The organism is Streptomyces dengpaensis (assembly GCF_002946835.1).
GTDB classification, from domain to species: Bacteria; Actinomycetota; Actinomycetes; order Streptomycetales; family Streptomycetaceae; genus Streptomyces; species Streptomyces dengpaensis.
The window spans coordinates 1,849,095-1,867,897 of the sequence record NZ_CP026652.1 but is presented as its reverse complement, the minus strand read 5'-3'; the positions used below and the strand labels follow the sequence as shown (position 1 = coordinate 1,867,897).

Genomic DNA, 18,803 nt, shown 5'->3' with positions numbered 1-18,803 from the left:
TGCGCAGCGGGACCGGATCGCGCGTCCGGTCCCGCTGCCGACGCCGGTCAGCGGTTGACGACGTCCTTCTTGGTGGTGAGCACCACGGCCGCACCGACGACGAGGCTGAACGCCAGGATGTACATCGGGACCGACGACGAGCCCGTGGCGTCCTTGACCGCGCCGATCATGTACGGGCTGACGAAGCCGGCGAGGTTGCCCACCGAGTTGATCACGGCAAGGCCGGCCGCGGCGGCGGCGCCGCCCAGGAACGCGGTGGGCAGCGACCAGAACAGCGGTGCGCAGGTCAGTACGCCGGCCGCGGCGAAGGACAGCGCGATCAGGGACAGCACGGTCGAGCCGGACCAGGAGGCTGCCAGCGTGAACCCGACGGCGCCCATGAGGCTCGGGATGACCAGGTGCCAGCGGCGTTCGCGGTGCTTGTCCGCCGAGCGGCCGAACAGGTTCATCGCGACGAGCGCGGTCAGGAAAGGCACGGCACTGAGGACACCGATCGCGAGGTTGCCCTCGATGCCGGTGGACTCGACGAAGGTGGGCATCCAGAACGTCAGGGCGTACTGGCCCATCACGAAGCAGAAGTAGACGAGGCACAGCAGCCACACCTTGGGCTCGCGGAAGGCGTCCCAGACCTTGCCGTGCACCGTCTGGTGCGCGGTGTCCTCGGCGAGCGCCCGCTCGACGACGGTCTTCTCCTCGTCGGAGAGCCACTTCGCGTCACGCACGCCGTTGTCCAGGTAGAACAGCGTCAGCACGCCGATGATGAGCGCGGGGATGGCCTCGAGCAGGAACATCCACTGCCAGCCGTGCCAGCCGCTCACCCCGTCGAACCGGTCCAAGATCCAGCCGGAGAGCGGGTTGCCGAAGATACCGGCCACGGGGATGGCCGACATGAACATCGCGATGACGCGGGCACGGCGGTGCGACGGGAACCAGTAGGTGCAGTACAGGATCACGCCGGGGTAGAACCCGGCCTCCGCGGCGCCGAGGAGGAACCTGAGCACGTAGAACGTCGCCTCGTTGTTGACGAACACGAACGCCGCCGACACCAGGCCCCAGCTGATCATGATCCGGGCGATCCAAGTGCGGGCGCCGACCCGCTGGAGTATCAGGTTCGAGGGGACCTCGAAGAGGAAGTACCCGATGAAGAACAGACCGGCACCGAGGCCGTACGCCGCCTCGCTGAACGCGAGGTCGTCGGACATCTGCAGCTTGGCGAAGCCGACGTTGACCCGGTCCAGGTAGGAGACGACATAACAGAGGATGAGGAAGGGGACGATACGCCGTACGACCTTGCGGAAGACGGCGTTCTCGCGGGCGAGGTCGGGGGCCTCGGCCGTCGCTGTCGACATTGACATGACGTTGACCTTCTTGCGGCTCAGGGGTTTCTCTGACAGAGCGGGGAGCTGATCACCAAGCGGCGCCGAACGTGGACCTCAGTTCGTCGAGAGCGGGGGCGGGGAGTGGCTCGGGCTGACGGTCGGTCAGGAGCCAGAGGCGTGCCGTCTCCTCGAGTTCTTCGAGGACGGCGAGGGCGCCGGCCGCGTCCGGGCCCCAGACCACAGGGCCCAGCCGGTCGAGCAGGACGGCCCTGATCGGCGTACCGCTCGCCGCCCGGTCGGCGATGCGGGCGGTCACCAGGTCGGCCACGCGCGGATCGCCGGGCCGGTGGTAGGGGATGAGCGGGACGTGGCCGACCTTCATCACGTAGTACGGCGTGATGGGCGGGAGTACGTCGTCCTGGCTCCACACGCTGGACAGGGTGAGCCCGACCAGGTGCGTGGAGTGGGTGTGGATGACGAAGCGGGCCGTGGGGTCGGCGGCGTAGATACGGCGGTGGAGTGTCAGGGTCTTGCTGGCACGGTCGCCCGCGATCTGCTCGCCCCCGGCGTCGACCAGCGCGAGACGGTCGGGTTCGAGGAAGCCCAGGGCGGCGTCGGTCGGCGTGATCAGGTGGCCGTCGCCGACCTTGGCGCTGATGTTGCCGGCGCTGGCGTGGACGTAACCGCGGGCGAACAGGCTCGTGCCCACCCGGACGATCTCGCGGCGTGCCTCGTCGACGGAGGTGCTGTCGAGGGGCCGGCTCACGAGGCATCCCCGTCCAGCAGGGCGAAGGAGGCGGAAAAGAAGTCGGGGCCACCGAAGTTGCCGGACTTGAGCGTGATGTGGAGCGTGTCCCCGTCGGGAAGGGTGGCCGCGCACCACGGCACACCGGGGTCGATCTGCGGTCCGATCCGCAGCCCGGTGATGCCGAGAGCCTGGACGACCGCCCCCGAGGTCTCGCCGCCCGCGACGACGAGCCGGCGGACACCGCGCTCCACGAGCCCCTGCGCGACGCGAGCGAGGGTCTGCTCCACGAGCTCACCGGCCTCGGCGGCGCCGAGTCGGCCCTGGACGGTCCGTACCGCGTCGGGCGTTTCGGTGGAGTAGACGAGGACCGGCCCGTCGGTCAGGTGCGCCTCGGCGAACGCCAACGCCTCGCCCGCCACGTCCTCACCGGCCGCGATACGCATCGGGTCCACGCTGAACCCGGGACGGCCGCTGCGCAGGAACTCCCGCACCTGGCCGTTCGTAGCGGCGGAAACCGATCCGGACACGATGGCCTGATGGCCGCCGGGCGGGGGCAGTTGAGCCGCGGCGGGGGACGGCTTGAACCCCCAGTTCGAGGGCAGGCCGATCGCCAGGCCCGAGCCCGCGGTCACCAACGGCAGCCCGCGGACCGCCTCGCCCAGGCGCACAAGGTCGTCGTTGGAGACGGCGTCGGCGATGGCCATCTCGACGCCTTCCGCGCGCAACTCGTCGATACGGGCCCGGATCGCGTCGGCGCCGCCCGCGACGACCGTGTGGTCGATGAGACCGACCGGTCGCGTGGTCTGCGCGCCGAGGACGGAGACCAGGTTGGAGTCGGTCATCGGCGTGAGCGGGTGGTGGCGCATGCTGCTCTCGCCGAGCAGCACGTCACCGACGAAGAGATGGCCCTTGAAGACCGTGCGTCCGTTGTCGGGGAACGCGGGCGTCGCGACGGTGAAGTCGGCGTCCAGCGCGTCCATCAGGGCCTCGGTGACCGGCCCGATGTTGCCGGCGGGCGTCGAGTCGAAGGTCGAGCAGTACTTGAAGTAGATCTGCTCGGCACCCACGGACCTCAGCCAGGCCAGTGCCCGCAGCGACGCCTCGACGGCGTCGGCGGCCGGGACGGTCCGCGACTTGAGCGCGATGACGACGGCGTCCGCGTCCACGGGCTGTCCGGCGCCCTCCGACGGTACGTCGATCAGCTGGACCACGCGCATGCCCGCGCGCACCAGGTTGTTGGCGAGGTCGGTGGCCCCGGTGAAGTCGTCGGCGATGCAACCGAGTCGGATTCCCATGTCAGCCCTCCACCGGCTCGGGCAGGTCGATCCCCGGAAAGATCTTGATGACCGCGCTGTCGTCCTCGGCACCCAGACCGGACGCCGACGCCTGCAGGAACATCTGGTGGGCGGTGGCGGCGAGGGGGAGCGGGAACTTCTGCGGCCGGGCGGAGTCGAGTACGAGGCCGAGGTCCTTGACGAAGATGTCGACCGCGGAAAGCGGCGTGTAGTCACCGGCGAGTACGTGCGCCATGCGGTTCTCGAACATCCACGAGTTGCCGGCGCTGTGCGTGATGACCTCGTAGAGCGCCTCGGCCGGAACGCCTGCCCTGATGCCCAGGGCCATCGCCTCGGCCGCCGCGGCGATGTGCACGCCCGCGAGCAGCTGGTTGACGATCTTGACCTTCGAGCCGAGCCCGGCGCTCTCGCCCAGGCGGTAGACCGTGCTGCTCATGGCGTCGAGCACCGGGTCGGCGAGCGCGTACGCCGCGGCGGAGCCCGACGTCATCATGGTCAGCTCGCCGGCCGCCGCACGCACGGCGCCGCCGGAGATGGGAGCGTCCAGGTAGAGCACACCCAACTCGGCCAGGCGGCCTTCGAGTTCGGCGGACCAACCGGGATCGACCGTGGAGCACATCACGAAGACGGCGCCCGGGCGGAGCCGGCCGGCGGCACCGCCGATGCCGAACAGCACCGACTCGACCTGTGCCGCGTTGACCACCACACCGACCAGGACGTCCACCGCGGCCGCCAGATCGCCGGGGGAGGCGAACGCCGTGCCACCGTCACGGGCGAAGTCCGCGGCCGCCTCTGCCCGCAGGTCGTGGACCCCGACGTCGTAGCCCGCCTCCCGCAGGCTGCGGGCCATGCCGAGGCCCATGGCTCCGAGCCCCACCACACCCACGCGCGGCAGGGCGGACCTGTCCTGGTCGTTCATGCGCAAACATCCTTGTCTCGCTGTGCCGTCCGGGGGCGCGAGCAGCTCGTGGTCGTGCCCCCGCCTGGCTGGCGGTCAGGTCATATGATGACCTGAGGATGTGCGTTGGCGCACTGTGATGTCTGTCACATCACGGCTGTTCGGGCGGGGAGGCCGGGTGAGGGCGCGGTCAGGAGGCGAGGGCGAAGCTTGCCGTGTAGTGGGGGTGGTAGAGGCCATGGGTGCTGAACTGCCAAGTGGGTGACTGGAGTTCGGGCCGGCCGAGCGGGGGTCGCAGGCTGGGCCGGCCGGAGGGGAAATGGAAGCCGAAGGCGGGGAAGGGCAGACGCATGCCCAGGCCGAGGGCTTTGGTATAGGCCTCTTTGAGCGTCCACAGGCGTACGGCCCAGGCGTTGCGACGGTGCGGCGGGAGATCGTGGAGGAAGGCGAGTTCGTCCGCGGTGCAGAACGCGTCCGGAAGTCCTGCTGCGACGAGGGGGCGGTCGGACCGCTCGACGTCCACTCCTACGGGACCGGCGGTGCTGAATCCGGCCAGCACGAGATCGTCAGTATGGCTGAGGCTGACCCGGAGCCAGGGGCTTGCCGGGAGGTGAGGGGCCCCGGCGGAGGTGCTGCTGAGACTGACGGCGTGGGGCGGCATGCCCAGCAGCGCGCCGGCGGTGTGTTTCACCAGGGCGCGGGAGGCCACGAACCGCCGCCGCGCGGAGGTGGCGGGCAGCCGCCGCCAGCGTGCGGTCTCGTGGCCCAGCAGGAGCGGCAGGCGGCGCTCGTCGTCGGCGACCGCCGACCACTCGTCGGTCCGTGAGTACACGAACACCGTGCGCAGGCGCGCGAAATCGTCTCGTACGAGCTGCCACGGATGCTCGGTTCCGAGGACGTGCCGGGGCAGGGGCAGGGGCGCGGTCGGCGGGGGAGGCGTCACACGTCGGGCAGCGACCACACGCCGGGGCGGATTTCCCAGGAGGCGTCGTCGCCCGGGAGGACGCCCTCGTGGATCCGGTCCGCCATGCGGGACGCGTAGCTGGCCCAGCGTTGGTCGCCGGTGCGGTGGGCGGTGTCCCGGCACGCGGTGAAGCCGTCGAGCGCCGCCTGGGCGTCGCCGTAGTGGAGCTCGACCAGTGCCTGGCCCCGCAGGGCGTCGCACAGACTGTGCGGGAAGGAGTCCGTGCGGGACAGCAGGATGGCTTTGGTGTACATCCGGCGCGCCGCCTCCAGATGGCCCCAGCTGTACTCCGTGTCGGCGAGGCCGATCAGGGCGCGTGCCTCGGAGTGGCGGTGGGACGCCTGGCGCGCCCGGCGGTGCGCCAGCCCGAAGCGGGCGGCGGCGACGTCGAGTTGGTGGCGCTGCCAGGCGAGGCTGCCCTGGGCGCACAGCGCGACGGCTTCGGCGCGTGGGTCTGCGGCCCGGCGGGCGGCGTCCAGCGCCAGTTCGCCGACGGCGGCCCAGGGTTCCCAGGCGGCACCGGTCTCGTAGTAGCCGACGAGGCTTTCGGCCAGCGAGCCCACCTGATCCCAGAGCCCGGCGGCGTGGGCGGCGTGGAAGACGTCGAGCAGACTCGCGTGTTCCTCGTAGAACCAGCGCAGGGCGGTGGCGGGGGAGCCCGTGGGTTCCCCCGCCACCGGCTCGCGGAGTTCCGGCGGGTTGGGGTCGGCCTGCGGGCGGCGCCCCGGTGTGAGCTGCCTTTCCGCTTCCTGGGCCCGGTGGAGGTAGGCGGTGCTCAGGCGGGCGACGGCGCTGCGGGCTTCCCGCGAGTCGTCGCCGGAATGATCGGCTACGTCGGAGCCGTGGGAGCCGCCGGAGTCATCGCGGGCCAGCAGTTCGGCGGCCAGCGGGTGCGTCAGCCGGTCCAGGCGGAACCGGGCCGGCCTGCCGGGCACAGGGACGGGGGTCAGCAGACGTACCTGGGAGAGGGTTTCGATGATGTCCGCTCCCTGCTGAGCCGGGACATCGAGCAGCGCGGCGGCGGACCAGGGCGCGAAGTCGACAGCCGGGGTCAGGGACATCAGGCGAAAAGCCTGTCGCTCCGCCGGTCGGAGGTCCTGATAGACCGTCAAAAGCCGTGAGCGTACGTCGTGTTCGCCGACTGCGAGGGTGTCGAGGCGGGTCCGGGGATCCTCCAGCCGGGTGGCGAGCATACGGGCAGGCCAGGAAGGGTGCGCGTCCAGCCAGGCCGCCGCGCCGCGCAGGGCCAGCGGAAGGTGCTCGCACAGCCGGGCGATGTCGGCGCCGGCCTGCGGATCCTCCTCGACGGGAGCGCCGGCGGCGTGGGCGAGCAGCACGGCGGAGTCCTCGGGGGCGAGTGGGCCGAGGGCCGTGTACCGGACGGCGTCCAGTGAGAGGGCGGTCCTCCGGCTGGTGACGACCAGGGTGCTGTCGGTCGCCATCAGGGGCTGTATCTGCGCCTCGCTGTGCACGTCGTCCAGAACCAGCAGGGTCCGGCGTCCCTTGAGCAGGTTGGTGAGGATCACCGTCACGTCGTCGAGGTCGTTCGCGGAACGCTGCGAGAAGCGCGTCGCCTCGGCCGGGCAGACCCTGCGCAGGACGCGGAGCAGGGTGTCGCGCGGAGACAGGGGACTGTGGTCGTCGCCGCGCAGGGTGATCAGTACGCGGCCGTCGGGGAACAGATCACCCGTGCGGTGGGCGAGTTCGGTGGCGAAGGCGGTCTTGCCCACTCCGGGCGCGCCGGTGATCGCGAGCACGCCTCCCTCGCAGGAGCGGCGGATGCGGCTCAGCAGCATCTCGGCTTCGCCCAGTTGCTCGCGGCGCAGGCTCGGGCCGGGGAGGGGACGCGGCAGGTGCACCACCGGGGCTTGTTCCGTGCGCGACGGCCAGGACCCCGGCGCGGGGGCTGCGCGGGAGGCGGTCACCGGCCGGGCGGACAGGCACTGTTCGAAGTGCCTGACATCGGTGGAGTCGAGCATGCGCAGATGCAGTTCGCGCAGTCCGGGCCCGGGGTCGACGCCCAGTTCGTCGGCCAGGCGGTGGCGGATCCGGTCGTAGAGGTTGAGTGCCTCGGAGGTCTGATGGGACTGGTAGAGGGCCACCATCAGGTGGGCGTGCAGGGACTCGCGCAGGGGATGCGCCCGGGTGAGCTCGGTCAGTTCGGGGATCACCTGCCGGTAGCGGCCGGTCCAGAGGTCGGCGGAGATCCGCTGCTCCAGGGTGTCCAGCCGTAACAGGTCGAGTCGGTCGGCCGCGGTCCGCAGGCGTGTGCCCTGGGGTACGTCGGCGAGTGCGGGGCCGTTCCACAGGGCCAGGGCCTGGCGCAGATGGCGAGCGGCCCGCTCGTAGTCCTGTGACGCGTACGCCTGGTCGCCGGCCGTGCGCTGTTCGTGGAAGCGGTCCAGGTCGAGATCGCCGGGCGCGGTCGCCAGCAGATATCCGGAAGTCCGGGTCAGCAGGACGGAGGGGCCGCCGTCGGAGAGCGTCTTGCGCAGCTGTGAGACGTAGACCTGCAGGGTGCTGCGCGCCGTACGGGGCTGGTTGGTGCCCCAGAGCTCCTCGATGAGGGCGTCGGTGGGCACCACGCGGCCGGAGTCGACGAGCAGGGATCCGAGCAGGGCGCGGTGCTTGGCCGGGGACGGGGTGCTGGGATGGGCTGCCAGGGGACCCAGGATGTGAAAGCGCATCGGCCTCAGCAGTCCAGCACAAGGGTGGTGCCTATCGTGCCTGTCGGGGTGGGGCCGCTGAGCAGGGTGATCTCGAAGTCGACCGCAGGGCGCCCCAGGCTGTCGCGGAAGACCGGGCCCGGCACCGTACGGCAGCTCAGTGGTGCTCCGCGGCCGATGCCCGGCGGGAACTGTCCGCTCCACCGGACGGTGAGGCAGTAGGCGGGGGTGAATCCGCGTAACTCGCAGGCGGCCAGCACGGCGGCCTGCCGGGTGGCCTCCACCAGCAGCATGGGACAGGCGCGTTCGTTCAGGGCCGGGTCGAAGACCGGGTTGTCCGGGTCGGGAAGGAAGTCGGCGGTCAGCTGGGAGTCCGGCCCGAACCGCGGGTCGGACAAGACGACATTGCTCTGGTCGAAGCGGCCCACCTGCGCGGGACGGGGCCGGAGTCCGGTACGCACCGGTGGCCGCGGCCTGTCGTGTACGGCGGCGGGGGCCCCGCCGTCCGGCTGTCCCGGGAGTTCCACGGAGAGGGTGCCGGTCGCGTACCGGACGCCCTGCATGAAGACGGTGGCGTCGCAGTCCAGGCCGGTGACGCCGGCCTGGGAGACGGTGCGGCGCAGGCGCAGGTCTGTGGTGGCATGGCCCGACTGCCCGACGCGTCGCGAGGCCACGGTGGTGTCGAGGTTCACCGTGGCGCGGGCGACCTTCAGCGGGCGGCGGGCGGGGACCCTCAGATAGCGCGTGGCGGCCAGCCGGGCGACGCTGTGCATCGCCTCGGTGACGTAATGGAGGTCGTGAGTCCAGCGCCCGCCGTCCTCGAAGGGAAGCTCGGCCCTGGGCAGTTCGTCGGACAGGGTGAACCGGCAGTCTCCCGGCACCACCGTGCCCAGGAGGAACTCCTCCGGGGTCGCGGGGCGGTGCGTGACGTGCCTCGTGCTGACGGTCGGGACTGCGGGTCCGGGGTGCGGACGGGCAAGAGGGGTGACGGTCACCGTGCTGTCCTCTCGTGCCGGAAGGGGCGAGGGTCTGGCGAGGCGTGCGCAGCCTCGAGCGTACAAACCACACATGCGGTTTTCTAGCCACTCCGGCCGAAACAGTGTGAACGTTCGATTACAGAAGCGGGTCGTCCGGGTACTCCGGGTCGTCTGCGTCACCGTGGCCGCTCGAACTCCCCTGGCAGCCTGGGCACTTGGGGGCTAAGGCCGCTGGGAGCTTAGGCCCTCCCGCGGCTCAGCCCCGCCTGGAACTCAGATCCCCTTGGACCCGCCCGGGTCGAGTTCGGCCAGGTGCTTCTCCGGTACCAGGCCGGGCAGGGTGGTCCGCCAGTACTCGGTGAGCGTGTGGCGCAGTTCCGAGCGGTCGGACAGTACGTGGGCGACGAGCTGGATGCCGGTGAAGGAGCCGACCAGCACCTCGGCGAGGACATCGATGTCGAGCCCGGGCCTGAGGTTCCCGAGGTCGCGGGCTTCGCTCAACAGCTCGCGCACGCTGGCGATCCAGGTCCGGTAGGGCCCGGGGTCGGGTTCGGCGAAGGAGCCGTGCTCTATGGCCAGCCGGATCGCCCCGCGGGTCACGGGATCCTCCTGCAGCCGCCGCCCCAGCCGGTGGCTCATGTCGATGAGCGCCTGCACGGCTTCGGTCGGAGCGGGCGCGGGGCCGTCGCCGGCGGCGCCGGGGCTCGGTCTCCCGATGATGGTGGCCTGGAACTGCTCCTCCACCACGGCTTTCGCCAGGGCTTCCTTGCTGGGGAAGTGGAAGTAGAGAGCGCCTTTGGTCATCTCCGCGGACTTGAGGATCTCCGCCATGGCGGCGCTGGAGTACCCCCGTTCGGCGAAGACCGACGCTGCCGCCTCCAGGATTTTGCGCCTGGTTCGCTGGGCTCGTTCCTGCCTGGTCATTTCTATGGTGCCCCTTGGTGCCCTTCGGTGGATCCTGGTGAAACCAAAACCGCTTGGTTGGTTTCCTTCAGCTTAAGTTCCCCTGCCCTTCGCTCGCCAGGGTGTGGCGGGCGGGAAGTGCGATCGGGAATCGGAGGGAAGTCCTCCGGATCGGTGCCCATCTGCGCCCGCTCGTCGACGCCTATCGATATCCGTCGATGCCCGTCGATGCACGGTGACGTCCGTCGATGCGCGTCGATGCCTGTCGATGTCTGTCGGGGTCCATCGAAGCGATCCCGGATAGGGCGAAAGATGTTGCGGCATCGATGACGCGTGATGCATGATGAGTCATCGATGGCGCATCATTGATGATGAGTCATCAATGAGCCGTCGTCGATAAATCAAGGCGCTCACACGGGCCTTACGCAGACATCACGCACACATCACGCAGACATCAACAAAACGCTCACCAGACGGAACGCCCCGGTCATCGCCCTCGTCGGCAAGCCCGGACCCAGGTGGCATCCGGGTCCCGATACCAGGAGCAAACAATCATGAAGAAACTGATCCAACTGTCCATCGAGCGGCCCAAGGCCGTCGTCGCAAGCTGGCTGTTGCTGATCGCCCTGGCGATTCCCTTCACGCTCCAGCTCGAAGGAGCCCTCAAGGCGGGTGGTTTCTCCGATCCCCGCGGCGCTTCCGTACACGCCCAGCAGACTCTGGAGCGCGCCTTCAAGGAAGCGCCGAACTCGCTGCTCGTGGTCCTGCACGACAAGTCGGGAAACGTGGCCGACGAGGTCGGCAAGGCCCGCGACGCGGCGCAGCGCTCCGGGGTGTCCGAGATCGCGGACGTCAGCACCCACCCCGAGTGGATGTCCAAGGACGGCCGGACCACGTTCCTCCAGGTCGGCTTCACCAGTGACAACACCACGGTGCAGAACCTCGTGCCGGACGTGCAGGAGGATGTCGCCGGCAAGGTCGGCAAGAACGTGGAAGTCGACGTCACGGGCGCCCCGGCGCTGGACTACGCCCTGAACATGCACTCCAAGGAAGACGTCACCCGGGCCGAGATGATCGCCTTCCCGGTGCTCTTCGTCGTACTGCTCCTGGTCTTCCGGTCGGTGGCCGCGATGGCGGTCCCGCTGGTGCTGGCCGGTGTCACCCTCGCCATCACCCAGGCCATCGGCTACGGGCTGACGCAGGTGACCGACGTCAACAGCCTCTTCACCAACATCGTGTCCATGGTCGGCCTGGCCGTCGCCGTCGACTACTCGCTCTTCATCATCAAGCGGTTCCGTGAGGAGCTCGCCGACGGACGGGAGGTGGCGCAGGCTCTGGACCGCACGATGCGCACCGTCGGCCACTCGGTCCTCTTCAGCGGCCTGGCGGTCGTCGTCGCGCTGTCGGCGCTCTTCATCCCCCGCGCCATGTCCTTCACCAGCATCGCTCTCGGCGGTGTGACCGTCTCGGTGGTCGCCGTCGCGATGGCCACGACGCTGCTGCCGGCCGTACTGAAGCTGCTCGGACACCGCATCAACTGGGGCACCCTGCGCCGCCGCAAGGGCGCGGCCGCCACTGCCACCGCTCGGCCCGAGCGGACCGGCCGCTTCACCGGCCGCCCCGGCCTCGTACTCGCCGGTCTCGCCGTCGCCTTCGCCGCGCTGGCCGCCCCGGCCGCACAGCTCACCCTGCGCGTCCCGGTCGCCAGCGCCGACATCCTGCCGGCCGACGACAATGCCCGTCAGGGCCTCGAGCGCATCAAGGAGGACATCGGGATCCGGGAGATGTTCCCGGTTCAGGTCGTCCTGACCGCGAAGGTCGACGACTCCGCGGCGCTGGTCAAGAGCGCCACCACGATGGCCGATTACGCGAAGACCGAGTCCGGCGTCGAAGGGGTCCAGGGAATCAGCACGGTGGGTCTGCCCGCCGGCACGCTGCCCGCCGCGCTGGCCGACAGCAGCACGCTGGACGCCAAGACGCAGGCAGCCGTGCAGCAGTTGTGGGCCCGTACCGGTGACACCCTGGTCACCCGGGTCCTGGTGATCCCCAGCGCGGACCCGGACAGCTCGGCCGCCCACCACCTGGTGGACGAGCTGCGCTCGCAGCTGGACAAGCAGAGCGATTCCAAGGTCACCGCGCAGCTCGCCGGCGCGACGGCCACCGGGTCCGACTTCGACTCCCTCGTCCTTCGTTCGGTGGCGCTGGTCGTCGGATCGGTCGCCCTGCTCAGCTTCCTGATCCTGGCCTTCGCCTTCCGCTCCGCGCTGCTGCCGCTGCTGGCCCTGGTGTTCAACGCCGCGGTGGTGGCCGCCAGCCTGGGCTTCCTGGCCCTGCTGAGCGGCAACAAGGACCACTCCATCAACAGCGTCACCCCGCTCATGCTGTTCGCCGTGATGTTCGGCCTGAGCATGGACTACATGGTGATCATGATCGCCCGGATGCGGGAGATGTACCTCGGCGGCGTCTCGCACCGTGAGTCCGTCCTGGGCGGTCTGGCCCGCACGGCCGGACAGGTGAACGGTGCCGCCGCCATCATGGTCGCCGTCTTCGCCTCCTTCACCAGCGCCCAGATCAGCATCGTGCGGGAACTGGGCATCAGTCTGGCCGTCGCGGTCATCCTCGACGCGGTGGTGGTCCGACGCCTGGTCATGCCCGCGGCACTGCTGCTGATCGGCGACCGGATCTGGGGCCGCAGCCGCCGTACCGGAGAGGTCGCCCCGGCGGCGTCGGCCGTCGAGTCCGAGTCCGAGGTCGAGCCGGTCTCCGCCGCCGGCACCAAGTCCGCGGACCCCGCGCTGCGGTGAGCTGACCCCGGCTCAGGATCGATCCCCGGATCCGCCGCAGCACCCCCCTGGTCCGTCGCCCGCCCCACTCCCCTGGGGGCGGGCGACGGATCGGCCATCTGCACGGCTTGTCAGCTCCGCATCGCTCCGTACCGCCGGTTCGCCGGATCGCTCTGTACCGCCAGTTCACCGCAGCGCTCTGTACCGCCAGTTCACCGCGGCGCTCCGTACCGCCGGATCACCAGAACGCCCCGTACCGCCAGTTCACCGGAAAGAGAGTTCACCGCCATGACCATGGCCCTTCAGCAGCCCCTCGCCGGCCCGGTCGGCTCGCGATTCCCCTCTCCCGAGATGGCCCTCATACTTCGGCGCAGCGCGCTCCTGATCGCCGAGCGCGGCTGGTGCCAGCGGGTGCAGTTCGTCGGCTCCGCGAGCTGCCCGCAGGCCGCGTCCCTGTCCGGGGCCCTGGTCTGGGCGGCCACGGGGCACGCCGACACCTGCGATGTCCGCGCCGAACAGGCGCTGGCGCTGATGCGCTTCTGGCTGGACCCGCACGGCAGTGCGCCGTTCGACAACTGGGAGCTCCTGGCCGCCTGGAACGACGCCCCCTCCCGCCGCAGGGCCGAGGTGGTCGCCGTACTCGTGGAGGCAGGGCACCGCCCGGCCCGGATCCCGGCCGCCTGCTCGCTGCCGGGCCGGTGTGGTGAAAGCCACTGAAGATTACTGACGTTCAGTCAATTGGCTGAATACGCACGTCACTTGGGTGCGTGTACGGGGCCGGGAATCCTTGGTCACGGCCTGCGTGCGGGGCCCTCCGGGGAAGCCTTGAAAACCGCATGGTAGGTATCCTACGCTTCCCCAATCGAACGCCAAATGGCTCGAACTGGGGAGCAAGGTCAACGTGTTAAGCGTTCCGTCCGCAGACATTCCCGCCATCGCGAACTCCCGCCTCAGCACCCGTGACGATCTGTACGAGCGGACCGTCCCGCGCGCCTACGTTCACCGGGCAGGCATCTCGGAGGTGCTGCTCACCGGAGTCCTCGCCTCCGAGGGCGATCACTTCTCGCTGGCCGCTCAATGGCCGCGCAACCACAGCTTCTACCGCTCGTCCCGCGGCCGGCAGGACCCGCTGCTGCTGGCGGAGACCATCCGTCAGGCGGGCCTGTTCGTCGGCCACCTCGGATACCAAGTGCCGCTGGGGCACGCCTTCTTGATGAAGACCATGTCGTACGACGTGGATCCCGCGGGGCTGTTGCTCGGCCACAAGCCCAGCGACCTCCTCATCCATATCCACTGCTTCGACACCCGAATACGGGGAAGCAGCCTGACCGCCCTGGGTTTCGAGGCCCGAATCGAACGCGACGGCGTCACCATCGGCTCCGGCAGCGGCGCCTACCGCTGCATCTCGCCGGCCGCCTACGCGAAACTGCGCAACGTCGCCTGGGCCCTGCCCGCGCCCCCCGACATTCCGAACGACGCCCACCAGATGTTCGAGCCGGTGGCTCCAGAGCTGGTCGGCCGTTCCTCGCCCGGCGACGTGGTCATCGCGACCGCCGGACCGGACCATCTGTGGAAGCTGCAGATCGATCACCGGCACCCCGCACTGTTCGACCACCCCGTCGACCATGTGCCCGGCATGGTCGTCCTGGAGGCGGCCCGGCAGGCGCTGCTGCACATGACGAGCCCCGACGCCCTCGTCCCCGTGGCCATGAGGTCCGGCTTCAGCAACTACCTGGAGCTGGACGGCCCCACCTTCGTCAAGGCCGTGCCCGGACCGCCCGACCCCGCCGGACGCCTCTCGGTGCGGTTCCTGATCGAGCAGTACGGCGTTGTCCAGGCCGAGATCGACTTCCTCGCCGAAACGGCTGAGGGATGAGGCCGCTGCGCGGGGTGCCCGCCGTGGGGGACCGCCTTCTGGTGACCGGAGGAAGCGGCTTCATCGGCAGCCATGTCGTCCGTGCCCTGCTGAGCCCGACCTCGTCAACTCACCCCGCTCCGGCTGAAGTCCGGCTGCTGGCCCACCGGCGTGCCGTACGGCTGCCGGAGACCGGGCGGGGTGTGGTGCGCGAGGTTCCGTCCGGACTGGACGACCATGTCGCGCTGCGGGAGCTGTGCGACGGGGTGGACACGGTCGTCCACCTCGCCAACCGGGTCGAGGGCACGCTGGAGGAGTGCGCCTCCGTCAACGTCGACGGCACCAGGGCCCTGCTGCGTGCGGCGGCCGCGGCCGGGGTCCGCAGGGTGCTGTATCTGAGTACCACCGCCGTCTACGAGGACGGTTGCCATCGGGGTGTGCCCGAGGACGGCCCGCCGCGGCGGCCGGTGTCCGCCGCCAGCCTCACGCGCCTGCGGGCCGAGGAGATGGTGCTGGAAGCGGGCGGCATGGTGGTGCGCCCGCACCTCGTCTACGGCGCGGGCGACCGCTGGGTGGTTCCGATGGTGGCGCGACTGCTCCCGGAGCTGCCGGGCTGGATCGATGCGGGGGACAGCCGCATGACGCTGATCGCCGTCGACGACCTGGCCCGCGCCCTCGCCGCCCTAGCGCTGGCTCCCTGGGAACATGACACCCCCGCGGTGCTGCACGCCGGGCACCCCGAACCGGTCACGTCCCGGGAACTGTTCACCGCCGTCGCCGACGCGCTGGAGCTGCCGCTTCCCTCGCGGGACATCTCCCTGGCCCGCGCCCGGCTGCTGCTCGGCGCCGAGCAGGATGCCCGGCGGGCCCGGCTGTTGTCCCTGGTCGCGACGGATCACTGGTACGACTGCTCCCGCATCTGGCCCATCACCGGCAGTGCCGCGGGAGCCGGCTTCGCGCAGGGCTTCGCGCGCCACGCGTCCTGGTACCGGCAGCATCACCGCGCCTCGGCGGCCGGGGTTTCGTAGGCGACGGGCTCGGCTCACCGCGCGGGACAACCCAAGGGAACCCGCAGGGAAAACGAAAACGTCGAGGGTGGCAGGACCGCGGACCGTCAACAGTCCGCGGTCCTGCCACTTTCGCGTTCCGGTGGCGCCTGCCACCTTCGCGAACCGGTCCGGCGCGGGAGACCCCGCCGGTAGGGACGATGGGCGCGCCCATCGTCCCTACCGTTTCTGTGGACTGAGCAGGAGCGAGTCCGCTCAGCCGCACGCCCCGAACGGTCTTGGGCGCACTGGTCCTCGGCGTACCCAACCCCGGGGCAGCGACGCGGATCCTGTCCGTGGTCCGATCCCGGGAGGCCGGTTTCCTGACGACCTGGCCAGATGGGTACGGCCAGGCGACGGGGAGGCCCCGAACCATCACTCCGGTGGAGCGGGGGCCCCGCACGCTGGCGCCGTACCCGGCGTCCCAGATCGCACGATCACCGTTGCCCGAACGGTCCAGGACGCCGCAAGCCCGGAAGCCGACCATCACACGATCGAGTTAAACCGCCCTCGTGCACGCTCCCCGGCGAACAGCCGACACCCCGTCCGCATGTGTGTCCGTACCGTTCGGCGCCTCGACGTCTGTGCGGGGCGCCTGAGCCGGCAGCGGGCCGTCAGCCCTGTCGCGGGAAGCGCTGCGCCATCGCGGTGGCGCTCGGAGTGCCCGTGATGATCTTGCGCAGGGACTCGATCATGACGCGCTTCTCCTGCTCGCTCAGCCGGTCGCCGACGATGGCGTCCACGGAGGCGTCGATCTTCCGCAGCTCCGGAAGCAGCTCCTCGCCCTGCGGGGACAGCTGCAGATAGATCACGCGACGGTCGATCTGGCCCGGCTCGCGGTACACGAGGCCGCGCTTGACGAGAGCGTCGACGATCCGGCTCGGGCTGTGGTTCTCGCAGACGATGAGGCGTCCCACCTCGGCGAGGGTGAGCGGAGCGCGCTGGGAGAGCACCAGGAGGATCTCGGCCTGCGCGGGTGTCAGGTTGAGCGGCCGCAACTCGGCGGCCATCTGGCGGGCGCCCTCGCGCTGGGCGGCCAGCAGGAGATACCGCAGCTCCGTGCTGGAGTGGTCGCGCGGTGGCGGTGGGGCGACCTCTATCGGCGGCGATTCGCTGACTGACTGCGCGTTCTGCATGGGGACCTCGCTGAATGAGTCCGGGGCACGGCTGATGACGGTTATGGTCCATCACTTTTGTCGATGACGCAACATCCATGTCGCGTCATTCAATGACGCGGCATGGGTAAATGAGCCAACCGGAACGCTTTCAACTACTTCTTCGATGACACCTCATTGGTGTTGCGACATCGATGCTGCATCATGCATGATGAATCATCGGTTGCGGGTCATCGATGTTGCGACATCGGATCATCGGTGGTGCGACATCGGATTGGCCTCACTTCCGCGCCAGTGCACTTCACGCCAAGCGAAGGAAATGAAATGACCGCGCAGATCCTCGAAGCGACCCTTGACTCCACGGCCGGCACCATCCTGCTCGACGAGGCGGCGGAGGCCGTCGCTGCCATCGCCCGCGGCGAGCTGATCGTGGTCGTCGACGACGAAGACAGGGAGAACGAGGGGGACCTGATCGTCGCGGCCGAATACGCGGACGCGGCGGCCATCAACTACATGATCACCCACGGCCGCGGCCTCGTGTGCGTCTCGGTCACCGAGGAGCGGGCCCGCGAGCTCCAGCTCCCGCCCATGGTCGCTCGCAACGAGGACCCCAACGGCACCGCGTTCACCGTCAGCGTCGACGGTTCTCCCGAGCACGGTGTCACCACGGGCATCTCGGCACCGGACCGCGCCAAGACCATCGAGCTCATGCTCAAGGGGACCAGCGAGGACCTGTGCCGCCCCGGTCACATCTTCCCGCTGGTCGCCAAGCCGGGCGGCGTCCTGGAGCGTCCCGGCCACACCGAGGCCGCCGTGGACCTCGCCCGCTTCGCCGGCCTCGCGCCCTCCGGTGTGATCGTGGAGATCATCCTTGAGGACGGCACGATGGCGCGGCTGCCGCAGCTGGTGGAGTTCGCCCGCCGCGAGGGCCTGGTCCTCACCAGCATCGAGAAGCTGCGGGAGTACGCCGCGGCCCAGACCGCGCAGGCGAAGTGAGCCGGATACCCCGGCTGATGGCCGGTGCATCGACTGCCGTCACCCGCCCGGCAGTCGTGCACCGGTACCTCGCCGGCGTCGAGGGCGTCCGGCATGTACCGGCCAGTGGGCCGTTCGTCCTGGTGCCCAACCACAACAGCTTCGCCGACCACCTGGTGCTCGACGCACTGCTGACCGTGTTCCGCGACGCCCCGACGTTCTACCTGACCAAGGCGGAGAGCTTCACCCACCCGCTGCGGAGCAGGTGGACGGAGGGCATGGGCGGCATTCCGGTCGACCGGGACCGGCCCGGCCGTGAGCTGCTGGCCTCCGTCGACCGGGTCTTCGGCTCGGGCAGTGCCCTCGTCGTCTATCCCGAGGGCACGCGCGGGCCGGGATGGCCGTTGCTTCCCTTCAAGGACGGCGCCTTCCGGTTCGCCGACCGGGGCGGTGTCCCGGTCATCCCGGTGGGCATGTGGGGCAACCAGGACATCCTGCCGAAGGGGGCCGTCGTACCGCGCAGGGCCAAGGCGCGGGTCGTGTTCGGACCCCCGCTGGCCGTCGACCCGGCGCTGCCCCGGCCCCGCCGGATCGCCGCCATCGCCGAAGCCGCCCGGGAAGCGGTCGTCCGCCTGACCGAAGCCGCCCGCAATCCCACTCCCGACCGAGACCGAGAAGCGGCTCAGCAACTGGCCGAACGGGCGGAAGCCGCCTTGGAGACCATGCTCAGCCGCGCCGACCAACTGCCCGCCGCGCACCGCAAGAAGCAGGCCCGGATCCTGCTGGGCCTGGCCCGGCGCGCCGATCCGGACAACCTGGACGCCCTGGTCACCCGCGCCCGGCTCGCCGGCCTGCGGGCCATGGACGCCCCGGCACCGCTGCGCCCGGCTCTGCTCAGGAGCGTACGGCGTCCCGCGGAGCAGGCCCTGACCATCGACCCCGACCATGTCATGGCCCGCTACGTACTGGGCCGCTGGCATCTGATGACGCCCCGCCCGCTGGGCGGCCGTACCGAGGAAGGAGTCGTCCACCTCCGGGAAGCGGCTCGCCTGGGCGCGGCCGACACCCGGTTCCCGATGGCCTACGCCGAGGCCCTGATGGCCGGCGGCCGCGACGACGAGGCCGCTCACGTCCTGCGTGGAGTCCTGGACTCCCCGGCGCCCGACCTGCGCACCGCGGACCGCAGACGCCGTGCGGCCGCCCACTACTCCGCCCTGGCCGTCGCCGACGGCCCGACCTCACCCGTGAGGGGGTGATCA

15 protein-coding genes are annotated in these 18,803 nt (G+C 70.3%); 6 read left to right on the top strand and 9 right to left on the bottom strand.

Annotated features, from left to right (window positions below; genetic code table 11):
• Positions 1-47 precede the first annotated feature (47 nt).
• From C4B68_RS08590 to C4B68_RS08555, 8 genes are all read right to left on the bottom strand, one after another.
• Positions 48-1,349 (bottom strand): MFS transporter, encoded by a 1,302-nt coding sequence (locus C4B68_RS08590; protein ID WP_240634259.1) that lies wholly within the window; start codon positions 1,347-1,349, stop codon positions 48-50.
• Between the two features lie 58 nt (positions 1,350-1,407).
• Positions 1,408-2,085, bottom strand: coding sequence for a class II aldolase/adducin family protein (locus tag C4B68_RS08585; RefSeq protein ID WP_099498791.1), 678 nt, complete (start codon positions 2,083-2,085; stop codon positions 1,408-1,410).
• Positions 2,082-3,362, bottom strand: coding sequence for a 3-oxo-tetronate kinase (otnK, locus tag C4B68_RS08580; protein ID WP_099498790.1), 1,281 nt, complete (start codon positions 3,360-3,362; stop codon positions 2,082-2,084). Before otnK ends, C4B68_RS08585 begins: the two co-directional genes overlap by 4 nt.
• A 1-nt stretch (position 3,363) precedes the next feature.
• A complete protein-coding gene (ltnD, locus tag C4B68_RS08575; RefSeq protein WP_099498789.1) occupies positions 3,364-4,281 on the bottom strand; it encodes an L-threonate dehydrogenase in 918 nt (305 codons plus the stop codon).
• Positions 4,282-4,450: 169 nt separating this feature from the next.
• Positions 4,451-5,203: a 4'-phosphopantetheinyl transferase family protein gene (locus C4B68_RS08570; protein WP_099498788.1), complete on the bottom strand. Its 753-nt coding sequence runs from the start codon at positions 5,201-5,203 to the stop codon at positions 4,451-4,453.
• Positions 5,200-7,911, bottom strand: coding sequence for an AfsR/SARP family transcriptional regulator (locus tag C4B68_RS08565; protein ID WP_099498787.1), 2,712 nt, complete (start codon positions 7,909-7,911; stop codon positions 5,200-5,202). Before C4B68_RS08565 ends, C4B68_RS08570 begins: the two co-directional genes overlap by 4 nt.
• Before the next feature lie 5 nt (positions 7,912-7,916).
• Positions 7,917-8,885, bottom strand: coding sequence for an AfsA-related hotdog domain-containing protein (locus C4B68_RS08560; protein WP_167459051.1), 969 nt, complete (start codon positions 8,883-8,885; stop codon positions 7,917-7,919).
• Between the two features lie 255 nt (positions 8,886-9,140).
• On the bottom strand, positions 9,141-9,791 hold the full coding sequence (locus C4B68_RS08555; RefSeq protein ID WP_099498785.1) for a ScbR family autoregulator-binding transcription factor: 651 nt from the start codon (positions 9,789-9,791) through the stop codon (positions 9,141-9,143).
• Positions 9,792-10,324: 533 nt separating this feature from the next.
• Here C4B68_RS08555 and C4B68_RS08550 point away from each other — a divergent pair.
• The 4 genes from C4B68_RS08550 to C4B68_RS08535 all read left to right on the top strand — a co-directional run bounded on the left by C4B68_RS08550 (position 10,325) and on the right by C4B68_RS08535 (position 15,436).
• A complete protein-coding gene (locus tag C4B68_RS08550) occupies positions 10,325-12,574 on the top strand; it encodes an MMPL family transporter (protein ID WP_099498784.1) in 2,250 nt (749 codons plus the stop codon).
• A gap of 267 nt (positions 12,575-12,841) precedes the next feature.
• On the top strand, positions 12,842-13,270 hold the full coding sequence (locus C4B68_RS08545) for a DUF6197 family protein (RefSeq protein WP_099498783.1): 429 nt from the start codon (positions 12,842-12,844) through the stop codon (positions 13,268-13,270).
• Positions 13,271-13,454: 184 nt separating this feature from the next.
• Positions 13,455-14,429: a ScbA/BarX family gamma-butyrolactone biosynthesis protein gene (locus C4B68_RS08540; protein WP_099498782.1), complete on the top strand. Its 975-nt coding sequence runs from the start codon at positions 13,455-13,457 to the stop codon at positions 14,427-14,429.
• A gap of 23 nt (positions 14,430-14,452) precedes the next feature.
• Positions 14,453-15,436: an NAD-dependent epimerase/dehydratase family protein gene (locus tag C4B68_RS08535; protein WP_167459050.1), complete on the top strand. Its 984-nt coding sequence runs from the start codon at positions 14,453-14,455 to the stop codon at positions 15,434-15,436.
• Positions 15,437-16,068: 632 nt separating this feature from the next.
• Here C4B68_RS08535 and C4B68_RS08525 read toward each other — a convergent pair.
• Positions 16,069-16,590 carry a MarR family winged helix-turn-helix transcriptional regulator gene (locus tag C4B68_RS08525; RefSeq protein WP_099498780.1) on the bottom strand — a complete coding sequence of 174 codons (522 nt, stop codon included), beginning with the start codon at positions 16,588-16,590 and terminating at the stop codon, positions 16,069-16,071.
• A gap of 303 nt (positions 16,591-16,893) precedes the next feature.
• Here C4B68_RS08525 and ribB point away from each other — a divergent pair, with 303 nt between their 5' ends.
• Both ribB and C4B68_RS08515 read left to right on the top strand, forming a co-directional pair.
• The gene (gene ribB, locus C4B68_RS08520) at positions 16,894-17,565 is read left to right on the top strand and encodes a 3,4-dihydroxy-2-butanone-4-phosphate synthase (RefSeq protein WP_099498779.1); all 672 of its coding nucleotides are present in this window, start codon (positions 16,894-16,896) and stop codon (positions 17,563-17,565) included.
• Positions 17,562-18,800 (top strand): lysophospholipid acyltransferase family protein, encoded by a 1,239-nt coding sequence (locus tag C4B68_RS08515; protein WP_143674223.1) that lies wholly within the window; start codon positions 17,562-17,564, stop codon positions 18,798-18,800. The genes ribB and C4B68_RS08515 overlap by 4 nt, the downstream gene beginning before the upstream one ends.
• Positions 18,801-18,803: the final 3 nt, after the last annotated feature.

Excerpts from the sequence above, each read along its gene's own strand:
- C4B68_RS08590 (WP_240634259.1), bottom strand. The coding sequence starts at position 1,349 with ATGTCGACAGCGACGGCCGAGGCCCCCGACCTCGCCCGCGAGAACGCC.
- otnK (WP_099498790.1), bottom strand. The coding sequence starts at position 3,362 with ATGGGAATCCGACTCGGTTGCATCGCCGACGACTTCACCGGGGCCACC.
- ltnD (WP_099498789.1), bottom strand. The coding sequence starts at position 4,281 with ATGAACGACCAGGACAGGTCCGCCCTGCCGCGCGTGGGTGTGGTGGGG.
- C4B68_RS08565 (WP_099498787.1), bottom strand. The coding sequence starts at position 7,911 with ATGCGCTTTCACATCCTGGGTCCCCTGGCAGCCCATCCCAGCACCCCG.
- C4B68_RS08555 (WP_099498785.1), bottom strand. The coding sequence starts at position 9,791 with ATGACCAGGCAGGAACGAGCCCAGCGAACCAGGCGCAAAATCCTGGAG.
- C4B68_RS08550 (WP_099498784.1), top strand. The coding sequence starts at position 10,325 with ATGAAGAAACTGATCCAACTGTCCATCGAGCGGCCCAAGGCCGTCGTC.
- C4B68_RS08545 (WP_099498783.1), top strand. The coding sequence starts at position 12,842 with ATGACCATGGCCCTTCAGCAGCCCCTCGCCGGCCCGGTCGGCTCGCGA.
- C4B68_RS08525 (WP_099498780.1), bottom strand. The coding sequence starts at position 16,590 with ATGCAGAACGCGCAGTCAGTCAGCGAATCGCCGCCGATAGAGGTCGCC.
- ribB (WP_099498779.1), top strand. The coding sequence starts at position 16,894 with ATGACCGCGCAGATCCTCGAAGCGACCCTTGACTCCACGGCCGGCACC.